16 protein-coding genes are annotated in these 19,685 nt (G+C 47.3%); 3 read left to right on the top strand and 13 right to left on the bottom strand.

Going from position 1 to position 19,685, the window contains the following annotated elements:
* Nucleotides 1–243 precede the first annotated feature (243 nt).
* The 5 genes from DHAF_RS11490 to DHAF_RS11470 all read right to left on the bottom strand — a co-directional run bounded on the left by DHAF_RS11490 (nucleotide 244) and on the right by DHAF_RS11470 (nucleotide 8,753).
* Nucleotides 244–606, bottom strand: coding sequence for a nucleotidyltransferase family protein (locus tag DHAF_RS11490; RefSeq protein WP_005814540.1), 363 nt, complete (start codon nucleotides 604–606; stop codon nucleotides 244–246).
* A 127-nt stretch (nucleotides 607–733) separates the two neighbouring features.
* Entirely contained in the window at nucleotides 734–1,672 is a 939-nt protein-coding gene (locus tag DHAF_RS11485) for a DegV family protein (protein WP_005814538.1), read from the bottom strand.
* Between the two features lie 190 nt (nucleotides 1,673–1,862).
* Complete coding sequence (locus tag DHAF_RS11480) at nucleotides 1,863–4,757, bottom strand: EAL domain-containing protein (protein WP_242659973.1); 2,895 nt, start codon at nucleotides 4,755–4,757, stop codon at nucleotides 1,863–1,865.
* Nucleotides 4,758–5,061: 304 nt separating this feature from the next.
* The gene (locus tag DHAF_RS11475) at nucleotides 5,062–7,371 is read right to left on the bottom strand and encodes a cell wall-binding repeat-containing protein (protein ID WP_005814535.1); all 2,310 of its coding nucleotides are present in this window, start codon (nucleotides 7,369–7,371) and stop codon (nucleotides 5,062–5,064) included.
* A 185-nt stretch (nucleotides 7,372–7,556) separates the two neighbouring features.
* A complete protein-coding gene (locus tag DHAF_RS11470; RefSeq protein WP_011459580.1) occupies nucleotides 7,557–8,753 on the bottom strand; it encodes a pyridoxal phosphate-dependent aminotransferase in 1,197 nt (398 codons plus the stop codon).
* A gap of 367 nt (nucleotides 8,754–9,120) precedes the next feature.
* Here DHAF_RS11470 and DHAF_RS11465 point away from each other — a divergent pair, with 367 nt between their 5' ends.
* Genes DHAF_RS11465 through DHAF_RS11455 form a run of 3 tightly spaced genes read left to right on the top strand, consistent with a single transcriptional unit; the run spans nucleotide 9,121 to nucleotide 12,100 of the window.
* On the top strand, nucleotides 9,121–10,335 hold the full coding sequence (locus DHAF_RS11465; protein ID WP_005814530.1) for a quaternary amine ABC transporter ATP-binding protein: 1,215 nt from the start codon (nucleotides 9,121–9,123) through the stop codon (nucleotides 10,333–10,335).
* Nucleotides 10,335–11,174 carry an ABC transporter permease gene (locus DHAF_RS11460; RefSeq protein ID WP_005814528.1) on the top strand — a complete coding sequence of 280 codons (840 nt, stop codon included), beginning with the start codon at nucleotides 10,335–10,337 and terminating at the stop codon, nucleotides 11,172–11,174. Before DHAF_RS11465 ends, DHAF_RS11460 begins: the two co-directional genes overlap by 1 nt.
* Nucleotides 11,175–11,203: 29 nt before the next feature.
* Nucleotides 11,204–12,100 carry a glycine betaine ABC transporter substrate-binding protein gene (locus DHAF_RS11455; protein WP_005814526.1) on the top strand — a complete coding sequence of 299 codons (897 nt, stop codon included), beginning with the start codon at nucleotides 11,204–11,206 and terminating at the stop codon, nucleotides 12,098–12,100.
* Between the two features lie 107 nt (nucleotides 12,101–12,207).
* Here the strand turns inward: DHAF_RS11455 and DHAF_RS11450 are convergent, their stop codons facing one another.
* The 8 genes from DHAF_RS11450 to DHAF_RS11415 form a co-directional block, all read right to left on the bottom strand.
* On the bottom strand, nucleotides 12,208–14,142 hold the full coding sequence (locus tag DHAF_RS11450; RefSeq protein ID WP_005814523.1) for a carbohydrate-binding domain-containing protein: 1,935 nt from the start codon (nucleotides 14,140–14,142) through the stop codon (nucleotides 12,208–12,210).
* Entirely contained in the window at nucleotides 14,142–14,840 is a 699-nt protein-coding gene (locus DHAF_RS11445) for a DUF4956 domain-containing protein (protein WP_005814522.1), read from the bottom strand. The genes DHAF_RS11450 and DHAF_RS11445 overlap by 1 nt, the downstream gene beginning before the upstream one ends.
* Entirely contained in the window at nucleotides 14,833–15,561 is a 729-nt protein-coding gene (locus DHAF_RS11440; RefSeq protein WP_005814520.1) for a polyphosphate polymerase domain-containing protein, read from the bottom strand. The genes DHAF_RS11445 and DHAF_RS11440 overlap by 8 nt, the downstream gene beginning before the upstream one ends.
* Before the next feature lie 230 nt (nucleotides 15,562–15,791).
* A complete protein-coding gene (locus tag DHAF_RS11435) occupies nucleotides 15,792–16,277 on the bottom strand; it encodes a ferritin-like domain-containing protein (protein ID WP_011459578.1) in 486 nt (161 codons plus the stop codon).
* A gap of 34 nt (nucleotides 16,278–16,311) precedes the next feature.
* Nucleotides 16,312–16,875: an NADPH-dependent FMN reductase gene (locus tag DHAF_RS11430; RefSeq protein WP_005814516.1), complete on the bottom strand. Its 564-nt coding sequence runs from the start codon at nucleotides 16,873–16,875 to the stop codon at nucleotides 16,312–16,314.
* A gap of 251 nt (nucleotides 16,876–17,126) precedes the next feature.
* Nucleotides 17,127–18,353, bottom strand: coding sequence for a sensor histidine kinase (locus tag DHAF_RS11425; RefSeq protein WP_005814514.1), 1,227 nt, complete (start codon nucleotides 18,351–18,353; stop codon nucleotides 17,127–17,129).
* Nucleotides 18,346–19,023, bottom strand: a complete 678-nt coding sequence (locus DHAF_RS11420) for a response regulator transcription factor (RefSeq protein ID WP_015943969.1) — start codon at nucleotides 19,021–19,023, stop codon at nucleotides 18,346–18,348. Before DHAF_RS11420 ends, DHAF_RS11425 begins: the two co-directional genes overlap by 8 nt.
* A 90-nt stretch (nucleotides 19,024–19,113) precedes the next feature.
* A complete protein-coding gene (locus DHAF_RS11415) occupies nucleotides 19,114–19,680 on the bottom strand; it encodes a manganese efflux pump MntP (protein ID WP_005814509.1) in 567 nt (188 codons plus the stop codon).
* Nucleotides 19,681–19,685: the final 5 nt, after the last annotated feature.

The raw sequence follows: 19,685 nt of genomic DNA, 5'->3' as shown, positions 1-19,685 counted from the left end.
AATAAAAACACCTGTGGTGCCAGCCGGATCTCTCCGTTTAACAACACAGGTGTTTTAAATTTATTTTCTAACAGGACGAGCATTACAACTCCCCTATCTACTTCATTGAGACAAACCCCTGATTAGCTCTTCTATGAAGCTGACCGTCTTTTGATAAGCCCCTTCAATTCCTGCAGCTGTAGAAGATACTCCATTAACTAATGGCTGCATTTTTCGCCAGAATCATCTTTTTTTCCCCGCCGGTCATAATTTCACACCCTCTCGTTCAATATTCTTTTGCAAGGTTTCCTGTGCATATTCCACTTGCACAAGATCGACTGAAATAGGTGCCCCAATTTCCTCAGCTATCTTGAGTGCTTTGAAGTAATCTTCTTCTCGGAGCCCTTTAATAGCAAGATCAATATCTGAAGTCAATTCATAAAACTCCGTCGTCAACGAACCAAAAAGATAAACTTCTACACCAGGAAAGACTCTGGGTAATTCCCCAGCGATTTGCTTAGCCTTATATATAGCCTCAGCAAGAAACTTCTCTCGTTTTTGGTCCTCATTCTTAACTCTTTCTCTATGTCCAAGCACATAGTGCGAAATATCCACGGGCATCACCATCCCATAATTTTCCTATTTAAAGAATACCATAACAAGAGCAGATTAACAATACAAAGAGGCTGTTGCTCAATGAACTTCGCAGTTCTTGCATCAGCCCCTTCTCATCCAGAAGTTAATTTCTTAAAGGTTAATTCCTTAAGAGTTGATTCTTCAAGGCAGCCAGTCCATGGACCTCATTAATCAGCAGATTGTCTTTCATGCGGCCCTTTTCCAGGAAGAACATGGATAAGGCCCCCAGACCGACATGTGTCCCTACCGCTACTCCCATTTGCATAATAAAGATATCGCCCTTGTAGGCGGTATCTCTTTCGATTTTATGCTTTAAATTTTCTGCATAAGTTATATCAGAGGTATAGCCGATAATAATAAAATCGGTCAGCTCATCATTAACCCGCCGGGAAAACTCGGAAACATAATGCTCCAGGACTTTCTTCCGGCCTCTCTCCTTGGCCACAATGGCCCCTTTGCCTTTTTTCATGGTCATAATCGGCTTCAGCTTTAACAGTTTACCTACAAAAGCACTGGCGTTGGTCAGCCTGCCGCTGCGAATCAAATGGTCCAGATCATCAACAGAAAGGTAATGCTTCACACTGGTCTTATGGGCCTCATTAAACTCCACAAGCTCAGCAAAAGCGGCCCCATTCTCCCTCATTCTGGCACTTTTTAAAATTAACCAGCCGCTGCCATGGCTCATGGATTTAGAATCCACCACATGAACCCGATCCGTCATCTCAGGGTGTTCCTCAAAAAAATAGTCCCGTGCGATAACGGCCGATTGATAAGAGCCGCTGGTGCCACTGGACATACAGATACAGAGAATAGAGCTATGACCTTCTTGAATAGCTCGCTTAAAAATCTTCAGATACTCCGCGGGACTCGGCATTGATGTAGTTGGGGGAGCGTCCAGGTCCTCGATAAAACCATAGAACTCATCGGGTGTAATATCGATCCGATCCCGATAATCCTTATCCTTAATACAAATAGTAAGTGGTGCAATGTCGATCTTGTACTTCTCCAATACCTCCTGCGACAAATCACATGTCGAGTCCGCTAAGATTTTTATCATTTCAATCCCCCAAAAAAATTAGTAGCACTTAACCTAATACTCTTTCGTCAAATTATTCAAATTTCCTCCAAAAATAAAAATAATAGCGCAAAATAATACAATTTTAGACAATAAAACAGCCATAGACAATAACTGTCTACAGCTGCGCTTTCGAGCTTAGTTCAAGTTAACTGGTTGTATAAAACTCTTTTCATAAAAGATTCTTATTCAGGACTTTAATGAGCTCTTCTTCCGGCAGAGGCTTGCTGGCTAAATAGCCTTGGATTGCATCACAATCGTATTTGATCAGATACTCTCTTTGTTCGGGTTTCTCCACCCCTTCAGCCACCACTTTTAAGCCCAGCTGATGAGCCATGATAACGATTAAACCGGTGATATTCTTGCTTTCCGGAGTGGATTGTATGTCATCAATAAATGACTTATCCACTTTTAAGGTGGAAATAGGCAATTGTTTAATATAGTTAAGGGAGGAATACCCCAAGCCAAAATCGTCCAGAGAGATTTTGATATCATTTTCAATCAGCCGGGCCAGGACATTGCTTATTTTAGCATCTAAAAATTCAATCAGCATCGTCTCCGTAATCTCCAGCTCAAGCTTGCTTGGATCAAGATCATTATCCCGGAGGACTTTTAAGACCTTTTCCACGAATCGATCTTCCTGGAGTTGGCGTGCCGATATATTGACGGACATAGTTAACTCCCGGTAACCCAAATCATGCAGCTTTTTCAGAAATGCGCAGGCTGTTGCAACGACCCAGTCCCCAATGGGTACGATTAGTCCGGTTTCTTCGGCAACTCCGATAAACTTATTGGGGGGAATAAGCTTATGCTCTTTTTCCCAGCGTATCAGGGCCTCTAAACCAAGCACCTTTCCTGTATGGGGTTCCACTTGGGGTTGATAGTGGAGAACGAATTCTTCAAATTCTATGGCTTTCCGTAAATTGTTTTGAATCTCCGCTTTTTCCACCACAGCTCTTTTCATTTCCATATTAAATACGACATAGTTTCTCTTGCCTAATTCTTTGGCTTTATGCATTGCGGTATCCGCGTTGATCAAAAGGCTTTCATAGCTCTCCCCATCCTGAGGGTAGAAAGTAATCCCGATACTGGTTGAGATATAGCAATATTGCTTATAAATAACGAGGGCTGTCTCGAAGAGCTTCATAATTCTTTCTGCGTAATCTATGGCCTGCTCTTTTTCCTGAATATCCCGGATAAGAATAAGGAATTCATCCCCAGCCAAACGGGCTACCACATGATTGTCTAAGATTTGGGTCAGATGACGGCTGATTGTGATTAAAAGCTGATCCCCTGTAGGATGGCCAAATGAATCGTTGATCGCTTTAAAATTATCGATATCGAGGAATAAAACACCAAGAAGGGTGCCCTGTTCCTCCGCTTTGAGGATTTCACTTTTAATAATTTCCTGGATCTGAGCCCTGTTGGGCAGCCCCGTAAGAAAGTCATGATAAGCTAAATACTTGATATGCATTTCTTTTTCTTTGATGTCTGTAATATCCCGGTGAGACCCCACCATCCGGTAAGGATTGCCACTCTGGTCATACAAGGCCTTGCCAAAGGCGCGGATCCATTTATACTCTCCATCTTTATCCTTAATCCGATAATCGCAGCTGTAACGGGCAGTCTTCTCAAACAGGTGCTGATTCAGCTTCTTTTGAAATTCTGCTTTGTCGTCGGGATGCATCAGGGCATTCCAATGCTCAACACTGCGGATTTCGTCCCCTTTATATCCCAAAAGGGAGGAGTTTTTGGAGTGGTAAACCCGAATATCCCGAATCATATCCCAGTCCCAAATAGCATCTATAGCCGCTTCAAGGACCAATTCCTGGAGTTCCTGAGTCTCCTTCAATTGCCGTTGATTGCTCAGCAGTTCGTCAAATTGCTGTCTAAGCTCTTCCTCCGTGGCTGTAAGCTCCTCATGCATGGCTGATATTTCTTCGTTTTTGATTCTCAGGTTAGTTTCTACCTTAATTCGTCTTCTGATATTGAATAATAAGCCTGTCACCAAAAGGATGAGGAGCAAAAGGACCCCGGTTGTTATATAGACCAGGGAACGGTAAGTATCCACAAAGGAAAAAGGCTTATTAATGACCATACTGTCCTGAGGGATTAATTTTTCCGGGATATTGAAACGCATCAATTCATTGTAATTAAAGCCCGCAACAAAGGTGTGCTCCCTGATGATGGGCACTGTATCGACATTCTGACCTGCTAGGATCTTGAGAGCCTGGTCTGCCGCATGTTCACCTTGAACACGCCCGCTCAATAAGCTGCCGCCGGTCACCCCGCTATCCAGCAGAAACTCATAGAGAGAATAAATGGGTACACTGCTGCTCCGGCTGACTTCGCTGGCTACATCTTCTGTGGATAATATCAGCCCGGTGCTATCCATATTGTAGGAGCCAAGCAACACGATACTGTCATTATCCAGTGCCGAAACTTTATGAAGGATCTCATTGATGGTCGAATAAGCGAGGCTGTGAGCAACCAGTCCGCGGGCTTCTTCCCCATTGATTTTACGGACAGCAGCAAACACATCGTCACCACAGGCCAGACCGCTTTCCGATAGATCGTTCAAAACATAAATATGCTTCACTTGGGGATTAATGGCCAAAGCCAGCCTGATGGTCCCTTCTGAATCAAGAATCTCATAAACCCCGGTGACCCGCTCCTGACCCTGCAATAATTCTTGGGCACTGTTTTCTAAGATACCGCTGAAAACAATGGGAGCATTGGCGAAAATTTCCCCGCGATGAGCCAAGGCAAATTTCAAAGCCATATCGTCCGTGGTTATAATTAGATCCAGCTGCTGGCCGGTATATTTAGCCTGTAAATAGTCAAACTGGTTGTTCAGATTGTCTAAGGTAGGGTACCTTTTCCAATCCAGATATTCCACATAAATCTGCTGCTCTCCGTGACTTTGCAATTTTTGCAGGATTCCATCGGTCTGATCATGAGTCCATTCCAACCCTTGGTGGTAGGAGTTAAGAATCAGGATATGGACCGGCTCCTGGGAGGCATAACCAAACTTAGGTATGATGGAGACACCAAGTAAAAACAGCATAAGAAAGATCGCCTTCAGCCAACCTCTCCCTCTCAATAATGAATGAAACATCATCTCACCCCCAGCAACCGCCCCAAGACACCCCCTGTTATTTGGTGCAACTCTAACGGTCATTGCCGCTTTCTCTGAGTTATGTCTAAATATTCTACTATATTCTCCATTAAATGTCTTAGTTCCTTCTTCTAAGGCATACTTCCGCCGGTATCCGGAAGATTGCCGCCCCTGAACGGGAAGGACGGCTGATGAAAAAACTCCAGATAAAGAACCCGAAGAGATGGTCTTCGGGTTACGGTCTGTCTATCTGTTAGTGTTTAAAAATTTCATCTGCAACTACCCCGGCTCCCCCAAAAATGGTCGCTTTTTTAAGCGAAAGGGGATTTAAATAGTCCAGAACTGTGCTCTTGGCGCGGTCTCCCGTTACCAAAATAAGCGGCGTGTTGTTCTTGGCCGAGAGAACAGCCCCGGTCAGGGCATCGGGGTAATTTTCTCCGGTAGCCACTGCAATGGCGGAATAAGGGCTCCCCGCTCCAAAATGTCTGGCTATCTCCAAAGCAGTGTCATAGCGGTCTTCTCCTCCCAGCCGGGTAACCGTCAGGCCGAGAGCATCCAGTTCAAGATCCACATCAAGGGAAACCACACCGGTGCCGCCTATAATTATAGCGTTCTTAATCCCCCACCCTGCCAAAGCTTTCTTAGTATCCGGCCTTAGCCTGTCTTTTTCCGTGAACAGAATCGGGATCGTTTCCTTCGCCGAATAAGGAGCAATGGCCAAAGCATCGGGGAAATTGCTCTGAGTAGCGATAATAACCGTGTCAAAGGGTTTAACCTTTCGGATCTCCTCCCCAATCTTAACTGCAGTGTCCAGCACTTCCGCACCACTGATCCGGGTCACTTTATATCTTTCTTTTAACTGATTCTCAATCGTTGGCGAGACTGAAGCACTATTCCCCAGGATAGTAATTGTTTTAGCGCCCAAGCGCTTAATTTCCGCACTTACCCGATCATCCAGCCTGTCGGCAGGGGTTATGAGGATAGGGGCATTCTGGAGGTAGGCAAAGCTTGAACCGACCAGTGCATCAGGGAAATTATTACCGTTGACCAGAACAAGATGCTCTGCTTTTTCCCATCCTTTCTTGCTGATGGCAATAGCCGTTTCATAACGGTCATTGCCCGCAAGTCGCTCTGTCTCACCGACTTCCAGCTGTGTCGTTGTCTCGGCAGGATGGCTCCCTGTGTTGGGGGCCATCACCAGCTTGCTGCCCTCTTCTTCAAAACGGCCAATATATAAAAGGCCCTCTTCACTTTTGCCTTGGATATACTTGGACCCTACGGCCACGAATTGATCTCCTTTGGGCACAAGGCTCAATAAATAACGATTGCGGCTTCCTTCATCTTCTTTATCCCAAAGCCGTACCCCATGAGAGTCATAGCGCAGAGCAATGATCTTTTTCGCTCCCGGCATATAGCTGTCCCCCACCACCGTGTAAGCGCCGGCCTGATCCTGGGCCACACCGAAGAAACGGGTATAGGCTTGGTTTGTATAGGTGTCATGCCATTCTTCCCGGCCCAGGGCATCAAATTTGTAAATCCTGCCATCTTCATTCATATTGCTGCTGCCATCAGCTTTTCGCTCAAGATATATCCCTTTGCCCACGACGATGAAGCCTTGATCATGGGTGACCTTGATATCCTGGAGCCCATTGCCGGCAGAATGCACCAAGCGCTGATAGCTGGGATCGGTTAAATCCACGGAAGTCGCCCAGGATATACTCATATTCTTATGGATCTTAACCACGATCCCTTTAAGCAGACAGGGTCCTGTGTCCTTCATATCCTTGTCGTTGCTGCCGCTGTAGCCCACAGCCACCGCACTGCCATCGGCGAGCAGAACCAGATCATTGAAGCCGTCGCTGAGGGAGCCGCCATAACTGTAAGCTCCCATAAATTTTCCGTCACGTTGATAACGGGCATAGATAGCATCACTATTTCCCTGAGCAAGACCGGAAAGATCCCCATCCTTTGATTCAGACTCTCCTACGACAATGAAATCCCCTTCCGGAGTTTCCACCACCCCATTAAAGCTGTCACCCAGGCTGCCGCCAAAATCCCTGAACCATTCCACCTCCCCCAAGGAGTTAAACTTGACAATAATGGCGTCATTATTAGAAGTATCCTGTCCCTCTTCCCGAACCTTTTTGCGGGAATTCTTCATATCCATATCTGTGGAAGAGCTTGAGCCGACCGCTATGTATCCGCCATCCTTGGTTTGTTTCACACTTTGAAAACTATCAACGGAGCGGCCGCCGAAAGTTTTAACCCACTGAACCTCAGCATTGGCTGAAAACTTCACAATCACCGCATCAGAATACCTTTTGTTCAATCCCGCCATATCTCCATTGTTAGAGCTGCTATGGCCTACTACCACATAACCTCCGTCATGAGTGTTATCCACCCCATTGAATACTTCCCAGTCCGATCCCCCGAAGTATTGAATCGTCGGGCCGGCTGACGCCAAAGTAACCGAAGGAGCCAACAATGCGATAGCTACTGCTAAAAAGAGCATGGTCACACAGGTTTTCAGACTCATAGGCCTCAGTTGACAATCGTTCATCATTATCGTTCCCCCTCTGGTACTCTGTCTGTCTTATATAAAATTTACCATAGTTTGGGCTTTTTGTTTCTTAAATAAAAATAAACAAAAACTTACTCTTTTCTTACGTTTTAGAGTAAGTCTTTGTTTTATAATGACGTTTCAGCTTGTTTAAATCTGACATTATTTTTTAAAGTTTTTTTACAGGGCTATGCTGAGGCCCAGCTCACTTCATTAATCAACGCTTCGAATCCCGGCAGAGCCCTCTCAATGGTTTCATAAGCCACACAATAAGCAATCCGGGCATATCCCGGGCAGGCAAAGGAAGTGCCCGGAACGATGAGAATATTTTTACTCTTGGCCAGGGTGCAAAACTCAAGATCATTCTCTAGGGGAGTTTTAATGAATAAGTAAAAGGCCCCCTCGGGTTTAATGCACTGATAGCCGTAGGATACCAGGGCATTATAGAGCAGCTCCCGGTTCCGGTTGTAGCTGTCAAGGTTAACCTGGGCATCAAGGCATTTGGCGATAACCCTCTGGAAAAGGGAAGGAGCATTGACAAACCCGAGAATGCGATTGGCTATATTGGCGGCGGCGATCAAATTCTCATAATCCGCAGCCTCCCGCGGAATCACCAGATAACCGATTCTCTCTCCCGGTAAGGAGAGGGATTTGCTGTAGGAATAGCCGACGATGGTGTTCTCATAATACTTGGTCAGATAGGGCACTTCCACCTGATCATAGGCCAGCTCCCGATAGGGCTCATCTCCGATCAGATAGATCACTGTGCCATACTCCTCCTGCTTTGCTCGGAGAATATCCACCAAAGCAGCTATGGTTTCCGCTGAATAAACCACACCCGTGGGGTTGTTGGGAGAATTAATCAGAACAGCTTTGGTCCTTGGACTAATCTTCTCCTTAAGCTCCTCCAGATTAGGTTGGAAATCCTTGGTATTGGGCGAAACCACGATCAGCTGGCCCTGATAGTTTTGAACATAGTTGCGGTACTCGCCAAAAAAAGGAGCAAAGGTAAGCACCTCATCCTCCGGGTTGAGCAGGGTTTTGAAGATAACATTTAAGCCTCCGGCTGCGCCTACCGTCATGAGAATATTATCAGCTGCAAACCCTGTGGCGAATCGTTGGTTAAGGGAAGCGGCGATGGCTCCCCGCACATCTTCAAAGCCGGAATTATTCATATAGCCGTGAACGGTTGTGGAATTCTCTTCATTTAAAATGTCCATAATGGCTTGCTTTACTTCAGCAGGCGGCTCCACATTAGGATTGCCCAAACTAAAATCATAGACATTGTCAGCTCCGTATAGAGCTGACAAGCGTTTTCCTTCTTCAAACATCGCCCGAATAATCGAGGAACTGTTAACCTGCTGTTGCATGGTCCTGGAAATCATGCCATCCCCTCTTCCTTCATCTTTGCTTATTATGCTTTATCATAGCACTAACTGCAAACTCTCTGCAATGATAACCCTTAATGCTTTTGCTCATCACTTTTTCATATGTTTAAATCTCGTGTGCTAAAAAGAATATAAAAAAGAAAACTTGTATAGGCTAACAAATGCATCAGGATATTGAAGCAGTTTCCTCAATCCGCAAGGATCCTTAAGCTCACGCCTGCCAAAGCTGGCTTAGTAAGGATTATGCGGCCTCAACCGTTTTGACTTCTGTCAGCAAAGTCTATAGAATAGTCAAAGTGACAACTTAAATATATTCTAAAGGTTGTCATTCGAAATATTTATTGTTCATGAGAGGAGGTTGGTTATGAGTGTAAAAATTGAAGTCAATAACCTCATCAAAGTTTTTAACCCTCAACCACAAAAAGCCTTGGATCTTTTGGCCAAAGGCTTGAGCAAGGAGCAGATTCTAAGCGAGACCGGCCTCACCGTCGGTGTAAATAATGTCAGCTTTACCGTCAACGAAGGAGAAATATTCGTGATCATGGGCCTTTCCGGCAGCGGTAAGTCCACCATTCTCCGCTGTCTCAACCGTTTAATCGAACCCAGCGCCGGAGCTATCCTTATTGATGGAGTGGATATTACTCAACTAAAACCCCAAGAGCTGAGGCAAACAAGACAGAAAAAGCTGGGCATGGTCTTCCAGCAATTTGCCCTCCTTCCCCATCGCACAGTTCTGCAAAACACTGTCTTCGGTCTGGAAATTCAAGGGGCCGACAGGGCCGCTCGTGAGCAAAAGGCCCGGGATTGTCTGGCGATGGTCGGCTTGGCAGGTTGGGAAAACTCCTATCCTGATGAATTGAGCGGCGGCATGAAGCAACGGGTCGGATTGGCCCGGGCTTTAGCCAATGATCCGGATATTTTGCTCATGGACGAAGCTTTCAGCGCTTTGGATCCCTTGATTCGGGAAGAAATGCAGGATGAGCTGCTTAATCTTCAGCAAAAGATGAATAAGACCATCGTCTTTATTACCCATGACCTGAACGAAGCTCTGAAAATCGGCGACCAAATCGCCTTTGTCCGCGACGGTTCTCTGGTCCAAGTGGGTACAGCTGAAGAAATCGTCGGCAGCCCTGCTGATGATTATGTGGCCAAATTCGCCCGTGGTGTGGATCTCAGCCGGATTCTCACCTTAAAGGATATTATGAAGCGCCCTCAGCCTGTAGTACAGCTTAAAGACGGCCCTAATGTTGCCCTTAAGGTTATGAAAGAGCATGGCCTGTCCAGCGTTTTTGTCGTGGACAGAAGCAAGCGTTTGCATGGACTTATCAATGCGGACTTGGCCATTGAAGCCCGTCAGAAAGGTGTCCACAGCCTTCAGGAAGTCGAGCTGATTGAAGTTCTGGCTCTGCAGGGCAATGTCCTCGTTCAGGATATTCTTCCGGTCATCGCCAATACAAAGGTTCCACTGGCTGTGGTCGATGAAGAAGAGCATTTGATCGGAATCATTGTTCGCGGTGTCGTGCTTGCCGCCTTAGCAGAAGCGGGAAGTTCGGCAGGAAAAACAGGAGGTGAAACCTGATGACGAAAATTCCTTTGGGGGAGTGGGTTAATCAGGGTGTCGATACCCTGCTCTTCTATTTTGGAAGTGCCTTCGATGCCTTTACCGATTCGGTAACCTCAATGACCGATGCAATGAGGGAGGGGCTTGACGTCGTCCCCTGGTTTATCCTCGTCCTTCTCTTCGCAGCGTTGGCATGGCGGGCCAAAGGCTGGCGCCTGGCTCTGGGCACCACCGTAGGCCTCTGTCTGATCTATAATTTAGAGTTATGGCCGGCTTTTCTCGATACTCTCATCCTGGTCCTGCTCGCCTCCCTTGTCTCCTTAGTGATCGGAATTCCCTTAGGGATACTGGGAGCACGGCATAATGGTTTTCATAGAGTCCTTTCCCCTATTCTGGATTTCATGCAAACCATGCCTTCCTTCGTTTACCTCATTCCTGCTTTGATGTTCTTCAGCTTAGGAACGGTATCGGCGATTTTTGCCACCGTTATCTTTGCCATGCCGCCTGTCATTCGCTTAACGGCTCTGGGAATTCGTCAGGTTCCCGCCGATCTGGTGGAAGTGGGAGAGGCCTTTGGCTCCAATTCCCGGCAAATGCTGTGGAAGATTCAATTACCCCTAGCTTTGCCGACCATCATGGCCGGAATCAATCAAACCATGATGCTCTCCTTATCCATGGTGGTTATCTCCGCCATGATCGGAGCTCAGGGCCTGGGAGCCGGGGTACTGGCAGGGATTTCCGGGATGGATATCGGCAAAGGGTTCGAATATGGCTTAGCGGTGGTTATCCTGGCCATGATCCTTGACCGTCTCAGCCAGGGAGCCTTACGAAACTCCCGGGTAGCTAAAAAGATCTAGAAAATCATAAAAATATAAAGGATGATTCAATGAAAATACAAAAATCTTGGCCCAAAGCCCTCTTCTGGGCGCTGACAGCTCTGCTCGCCATTGGGCTGACCGGCTGTGGAGCAGCCCCCGGCAGCCCATCCGGCAATAAAAAGACCAACGGCAGCGACAAAACGGTCAATATCGGCTATGTTAACTGGGCGGAAGCCGTAGCCGTCAGCAACCTCTGGAAAGTTATCCTGGAAGAACAAGGTTATAAAGTAAAGATGACAAGCCTTGATGCCGCTCCCCTCTTTGTGGGACTCTCCGCAGGAAATTTAGATATCTTCATGGACAGCTGGCTCCCCACTACTCATCAAATTTTCTGGGATAAATATAAAAACAAGCTGGATGATTATGGCGTGTGGTATACTGCTGAAGCAAAAATCGGCCTTGTGGTTCCTGAGTATGCGGAGATCAGCTCCATCGAAGAATTGAACGCCCACAAAGACAGGCTCAGCGGCAGAATTACGGGGATTGATCCCGGTGCCGGAATTATGAAAGCTACTGAAACTGCTATTGACAGCTATAACCTGGATTTTAACCTGATTCAAAGTTCTGAAGCCGCTATGCTGGCCGCTTTAGACAAAGCCTATCGCAACCAGGAATGGATTGCCGTTACCGGTTGGAGCCCCCATTGGAAATTCGCCAAATACGATTTAAAATACCTTGAAGATCCAAAGGGCAGCTATGGCCAGTCTGAACAGATTCACACTTTGGCCAACAAGGAGTTTACCCAAGCTCATCCCGAAGTCGCGGCAATGCTCAAGAAATTTGAGCTCAATGATCAACAGATCGGTACCTTGGAGGGTTATATTAACGAGGGTATGAAACCTGAAGAAGCGGCCCAAAAATGGATGGCTGAGAATCGGGACTTAGTGGACAGCTGGCTCAAATAGGAAGTTAAAAACCCCCTGCGGCATCCCCTCCAGTGCAATGCACCGGGATAGCCCAGGGGGTTTTAACTAGCTAATATTCATGGTTTTCCACTGTAGTTTAACCTCGTTCAATTGGGACGGTCCGGTTTTGCACCCGGTTGGGGAGGCTGGCCCTTCATATCGCCAAAGTTGCCACCTTTGCCGCCGCCTCCCATGCCGTCCATGCCGCTGCCCATGCCCCCGCCATTAGAGGTGGCCACTGAAGATAGAGTCACCGTTTCTTCAAGGGGGCCGGCAGTTAAAGTATAGGTCCCCCCTTGGACCAGATCCGGAGAGCTGAGGTGAACTGAGGTAAATTCCTTATTTGCCGTCCACTTCAGGATGACCTTATCATTGACATCGGTTAAGGTTACCTCACTTCCTGCCGCCACAGAGGTTGAAAGATTATGAAGCAAGGAATATTGGCCGGACTCTTCAGAAAACCCTTGAGCCATCCCGCTGCTCCCCGTGACCATCAGGACTCCGCCGCTAATCGTGGCCGTTCCGTCATAATCCAGGGCAGCGTTGCCATTATTGATAGGACCGCTTACGGTAATCGTTCCCCCCTCGACGAACAGGTTGCCGTTGGAATCCAGGCCGTCCCCGGCGGCATCGACTTTAATCTCACCGCCGCTGATCCGCAAATAGTGATCTGTGCTTACCTGAGTGAAGCTGTTCTGCCCGGGCCGGCCAAAAGCTGAGCCGTCGTTGCCCCCGGCTACGTTCAGGCCGTCGTCACGGGCTGTGACTTCTATGATCCCGCCTGTGATGGTTATGGTATTTCCTTCTATGCCCTCATAGCTTTTAGCCACCAGGAGAATTCCCCCGGTGATGGTCAAATCACCATCGGCATGAAGCCCATCATCTCCGGAACTGACAGCGTAAGTGCCTCCGGTAATGACCAGCTTGCCATTGCTGTGCAGGGCATCGTCGGAAGAATCGATATCAAAACTTCCTTCATTAAGAATCATCTCTTTACCGGCTTTAAATCCTTTGGCGCTGGGAGTGTCCTCGACCGTTGCAGCTTCAGTTGCTGTTTCAGGCGGGGCGCCATTGACGTTCTCAGGATTTCCCGGAGGCCCGCCCCACATGCCCCAGCCGGCCTGTTCATTGCCCTGGGAATCCGTGCTGGCGTTTTCACTGCCCCCCCCGGTCATGATCTTGAACGTACCGCCGTCGGCCTGGAGAAGGGTTTCGGCCTGGAAGGCATCCCCTTGGGTCTCGATGGCAAAGGTGCCGCCGGCAATATAGACAAACCCTCTGGTCTCATCCTCGGTGTTATCTGATTGAACAGCATCTCCCTGAGTCTTCAAGGCAAAGATGCCATCTTTGATTTTGACACAATCCTTGCCATGCAATCCCTGGCCTTGAGCGGTCACGGAGAGCTTGCCGCCGGTGATGACCAGATCATCCTTGGAAACAATCCCATGTTTATAATTACCGATGACATTGAGGGAACCGCCTCCATTAATGGTGAGATCAGCCTTGCTGTAAATCGCCCCATCCACATTGACCTCATCCCTTTGCACATACTCCGTGCCATCGCTCAGGGTATTTTGGCTGTCTGTGGCCAGGGTTATGAACACTTTGTCCGCTTCCTTAATATACAAAGCCGCATGATCCTCGTTATGGATACTCACTCCCCTCAGGACCAGCTGAATCTTATCCGTGTCCGGTGCATCGACGATGATTTGCCCATCAGGCAAGGATCCGGATAAAACATACGTCCCCTCCTGTGTAATGCTCACCGTCTCCCCCTCGGCCTCGGCACCTGAACCCACCACCTCAATGCCGCTATCGCTTAAAGTAATTTGGGTGGCCGTCCCCTCGTCAAAACCTACGTCCAAATCACGAGCCGAAAAACTAAGGTCAAATTCCGCTGACGAAGTTACCGGGGAGGAGATGGCCACAGAGGCATCACTCATTTCCTGTTGGCTTCCGGCCTTGCCGCAGCCTGTGAGCCCTAAGGTCAAGACCAGGAAAAGGGAGACTAATGTGTATCCCTTTGACCTTATTTTCTTCATTATAGTTCCTCCTTACGCACGCTGACCCTGCCGCAGAGTATCTCCAGATTGCCGTTGCGGCAGCGAAGTTCGTTAATCAGTTCTCGTTCTTTGTTCATATCTTTCAACAGGATTCGGTAATCCAATTTAAAGAGACTTCCCATATTAGTGGTTTTAACCTGGACTAAATCCCATTTGCTCAGATACCGCTCAAAAAGATCATCAAAAACTCCAGAGTAATCCAACCCTTCAGGAATCGTAATCCGCAAGGTTTTCTCAGCATTTTTCTGTTCGCCGAACCCCACCCAATCCAGCAAAAGATTGGTCAAGCCAAGGATCAGTGTAAACATAACGGCAATGCCCAAGAATCCCATACCTGTGGCCAAACCGATGGCCATAGCCAGGAAAATACTGCTGATTTCCTTAGCAGAACCGGGAATGGAACGGAAACGGACCAGGCTGAACGCCCCCATAACGGCAAGACCGGCTCCCAGGTTGCCGTTGACCAGCATGATCACCAGCTGAACGATTGCCGGCAAGGTGGCTAAAGTAGCTACGAAACTTTTGCTATAAGAATAAGCGTTGCGATACATATAGAAACAAGCAATAATAATCCCCAGTAAGAGGGAGACCCCTGTGCAAAGCAAAAAAGATTGCCAGGGAAAAGCCGTTCCGGCAGCCTCTATATTCAATATACTTTGAAAAATACTGTCAAGCAATGATTTTTCCCCCTTTATTTAATATTTGACCTGCTGAGGAAGTCAGATAAGCCTTGCCGTATTTGGAGAAGGAGCTCGGGTAGATTGCCAGTTCGTCCAAAATGTGTGCAAGCCACAAGGGCATGGCGCCGGCAATTTTGATCTCCATAAGCCGCTGTCCCGGAGCCAGCAACGAGCGCCCCCAAGGTGCCATGCTTAAATCAAGCTCATCCTGACGCCAGAGAATATCTTGATCGAAGGTAATTCTTAGTCCGGGATCCTCAATACCGGAAAGAGCCAGGCGCTCATAGGAGATATACATGGCGGGACCAATCTCTCCATAGAACTTGAGGAACCAGTCGATTTCTTGCGTGATCTGACTGGCGTTGCGGGCCGGTTTTCTATGGTAGAGATACTCCACCGCCTCTTCCAGAGACATTACTGTTCGTCGCTTATAGACCACACCCTGGAACTTTTTCTTAAGCTCTACAAAAACCTGATCATGACCATGGGGAGTACCATAACTTCTTAGTCTTAATTTTTCTTTATAGAGCGGTTTTTCCAGGGACGCGGAAATCAAGTGATAATCCGGGGTATCGAAATAGATCGTGTTAATCCTGCTTTGCTTGAACTTATCCTCTTTTACTTTTCCTGCCGCTCTTTTGAGCAGGTGCCGATACTGTTCTTCATTCAGCATATATTTCTTTTCATAGCGTTTAAAAACAGATTGATAGGTGCTCATCCAGTTGCCCTCCCGATTTCTTATTTAACCTTACTTTACAATGTCTTAACGATGACTTAACAATCGCTATGATTAAAGTTTATCTGCTGAACCTTAAACTCACTTTAAAGCTTCCGCACTTCATAGAAGTTCAGCAAAACTTTGCCTTTATATAAAAAGAACCACGAATCTGTCCTGAGCACAGCCTCGTGGTTCTTTTTATACACTTATCTTCCGATTATAAACTTATCTTAATAGTCTTCCCGGAGGCCAAACTCGGCATCTTCCACCCACTCCTCCGAGCGGCTGAGCAAAGCGGTTAATTGTTCCAGAATGGCATAGTGCTCCTTTTCCTGGAGAATCAGATAGTCAAACAAAGCTTTGGTCTCCCCATCCGCTGCTTCAGAAGAGCATTTTTGATAGAGAAGGATGCTTTCTTTTTCATTGTCCAGGGCGGCCCGATAGACATCGATCTGACTGGGAATTTCCTTAATCTCGTTTTTAATCCTGTCTTTATCACTGAAAACGTTTTTGGCCGTGGCCAGGGTCTCATTCGGTTCCAGGGTATAGTTCAGGTTCTTGGTCTTCTTCTCTAAGATCTGAGCATGCATTTTTTCATCATCGGCCAGCATTAAGAAAATCGCCCTCAAGCTGTTGGCTTGATTGATCACTGCTTGCTCCCGGTAATAGCGTTCTCCATCCAGTTCCATTTTAATCGCAAATTCTAAAGCATTCACTGCCATCCCTCCTGTTCATGTTCAATGAGTTAGCTTAGGTTAGCTTATTCTTGTCCACCCAAATGACATAAGACTCCATAAATTTCTGTAAAAACCCGCGGGTCCGCTCATTGGTAAGGTTACCGTTTTCATCAAAAACAGTGGCGATATTGCCCAGATAAGCTTCCGGAGCCTGCATCGTCGGCACATTTAAGCAGGAGAGGGTTTGGCGAAGGTGATGGTTCGCCCCAAAGCCGCCGATTGAACCCGGCGAAGCCGTCAGGACCGCCCCGGGTTTCCCTCCCCACACGCTCTTACTGGGCGGTCTGGACCCTACATCAAGTGCATTCTTAAGCACCCCAGGCACCGACCGGTTATACTCGGGACTTACAAAGAGAAAGGCATCGCAGCTTTTCATCTTTTCACGAAAAACAGTCCAGGCTTCCGGAAGGTTACCCGGCTCGTCAAGATCCTCGTTATAGAGAGCCAGCTCACCGATCTCCACGTTTTCCAGTTCAAGGGATTGCGGGGCCACTTCCTTAAGGGCCTTGCTCAGCTTCCGGCAAAAAGAATCCTTGCGTAAGCTTCCCACCAGGACGCCAACCTTTATTCGGCTCATAAATCATCACCTCAATTTAAGTATTTTGGCCAAGGGAATACTATATATTTGGCTAATTATAACATATAATTTACCCTTTAGCTTCCTTAACTAAATATATCTGATGTTTTCCTTGAGCAATTCCACACCTCTCGCTCCTCTGCCGGTAACCCAGCAGAAGGAGAGCTTGACATGAAATTCGACACTGGTGTCGAATTTCAACTCTTCTTACCTGTTTCAGAACCCATGGGCAGATAGTTCTGATCGATAGTTTAAATGACTACCATAAAACTTATGCCCTGCTCCCGCCGTTCGACAGTGATCCTGCCCTGGTGAGCGGTCACAATAGCCTGAGCTACGGAGAGCCCGATTCCGTAACCGCCGCTTTCCCGGGAACGGGATGTCTCACCGCGGGCAAAGCGATCAAAAAGACGGTTAAGATCCCCTTCAGGCAACGGATCACAGGTATTATAAACTTCTAAGCAGGTGGTTTTACCCCGTTTCTTCAAAGAAACTTTTAATTGTCCATGTTCAGCGGCATATTTTACCCCATTATCCACCAGGATGGTCACTAAATAACGCAGGCTGCTCTCTTCTCCTTTAATCAGCAGACCCGGCTGAATATCCAGCACAAATTCCAGTCCCTTTTTCTCCCCAAGAGCCGTGAAACTTCCGGCCGTCTCCTCGACGAGATCGCTGAAGGACAAATTTTCGAAGATTAACTCCACTTTCCCTTCATCCATTTTGGCCAGGGTGAGAAGATTCTTCACCAGTTCGTCCAGCCGTTTCACCTGATGCTGAATGCTTTGTGTCCACTCATTTTTGCCGTTGGTCAGCTCTAAAACCTCACTATTGGCGGCAATAATGGCCAAGGGCGTCTTGATTTCATGACCGGCATCGGTGATGAACTGCTTTTGCCTCTCCATATTTTCAATAACCGGCCGTATGGCCCGTCTCGATAAGGCGGAGACCAGAATAAAGAGGATCAAGAGGCTAATCAGCGCAATACCTATAGAATTCCAGAGAAAATCTTTGCTGGTATTGATCTGCCTGCTGCAATCCATAAGGATCAACAAATTGCCATAATCTTTTTCGGCAATCAAGTAGCGGTACTGCCCTAAATAACCGTTAACCCGTCCCTCCTTCAACAGCTTTTGGGCATAGTCCATGGCCTCAGTGGAGGAAACACCGGCAATATGGCTGGTGTCGATCTCGGTAATGGACTGGTCCTTATTGGTCCGAATCAGGAAATAACGGGTTTCAAAGGGAGTTTCCACCGTCATCCGAAAACCGCTGCGGGGTTCCCGGCGGGGCGGCTCCCCATGACCCAAGGGAGGAAACCGCCCCTCGTTCTCGGCTAGGGTTGCCAATAGATTATCGGCATTTTGCGTAACATGCCCGACATTAACCAGATTAAGGGAGCCGAGGACAACCACCATGACCACCAATAAGGAAAGCATAGCAATGGCGATAAAGCGCTTTTGCAGATTTTTAACCATGACTGTCCTCCAAGGTATACCCTAAACCGCGGGAGGCTTTAATCGTTACAGTGGATCCTAAGGCAGTCAGTTTTTTGCGCAGATAGGATATATAGACCCATACCACATTGATTTCCGCTTCCGCATCATAGCCCCAGATTCGTTCCATAAACTGTTCCGTGGAGATCAGCCGGTTGGGGCTGCTCATCATCATCTCCATCATCTGATACTCTTTGTTGCCTAACCGTATGGAACCTTTCTCACCGGATAATTCATAGTTTGCCCGATCCAACTGCAAATTGCCTACGGTGAGAAGATTGGGGGCAAATTCCGTCTTGCGCCGGGTGATGGCCCGAATCCGCGCTAAAAGTTCCCCCATGGCAAAAGGCTTGGTCAGGTAATCATCTGCCCCATGATCCAAACCTTCAATCCGGTCCTCGATCTCCCCTTTAGCTGTGAGCATTAAGATTGGGGTGGAAATTCCTTTTTCCCGCAGCTTGGCGAGAACCTCCAGACCATTCATCTTCGGCATCATGATATCCAGAAGGATGCCGTCATAGTTCCCGGCCAAAGCCCAATCCAGAGCATCAGCCCCATTATCTACCGCATCCACAGAATAATTGTTGTGTTTGAGAATGGCTGTTAAAGCATTGGCCAGTTCCAGTTCATCCTCTGCTAATAATAATCTCATCATACCCCTCCCTTTTTCCATGGGATCGGCCAGAGTCTTTTTCTAATGATTCTATCCTATTCAACTTAAATATACTTTAAAAAACAGCAACTAACCAAGGAAACCCAGATGCTCCAAAAGGATCTTAAGCCCCATCAGAATCAGAATCACCCCGCCGGCCAGCTCCGCTCTGGCCTTATAACATTCTCCAAAAACATTGCCGATCTTAACCCCCAGGAAGGAAAAAAGGAAAGTGGTCACCCCAATCATAGACACCGCAGGCACGATATCCACATGCAAAAAAGCAAAGGTAATGCCAACCGCCAGAGCGTCAATGCTGGTGGCTAAGGATAGAATGATCATGTCCTTAAGATTAAAGCGATCTTCGATAATTTCACAAGGGCCTCTGGATTCCTTAATCATGTTCAGGCCAATGAGAGAAAGCAGAATAAAAGCAATCCAATGGTCGATTGCCGTAATATAAGACTCAAACCGTGTTCCCAGCAAAAAGCCGATCAGAGGCATTAAAGCCTGAAATCCCCCGAAAAAAAGCCCGGTGATCAATGCTGTCTTGTAGCTCATCCGCCTCATGGACAAACCTTTGCTGATCGCCACGGCGAAAGCATCCATAGAAAGCCCCACAGCGATTAAGAATAACTCCAGATTTCCCATTATCATACTCC

The organism is Desulfitobacterium hafniense DCB-2 (assembly GCF_000021925.1).
Classification (GTDB): domain Bacteria; phylum Bacillota; class Desulfitobacteriia; order Desulfitobacteriales; family Desulfitobacteriaceae; genus Desulfitobacterium; species Desulfitobacterium hafniense.
Note: the sequence above shows the minus strand (reverse complement) of the source record. Positions and strands in the feature narration are given on the sequence as shown.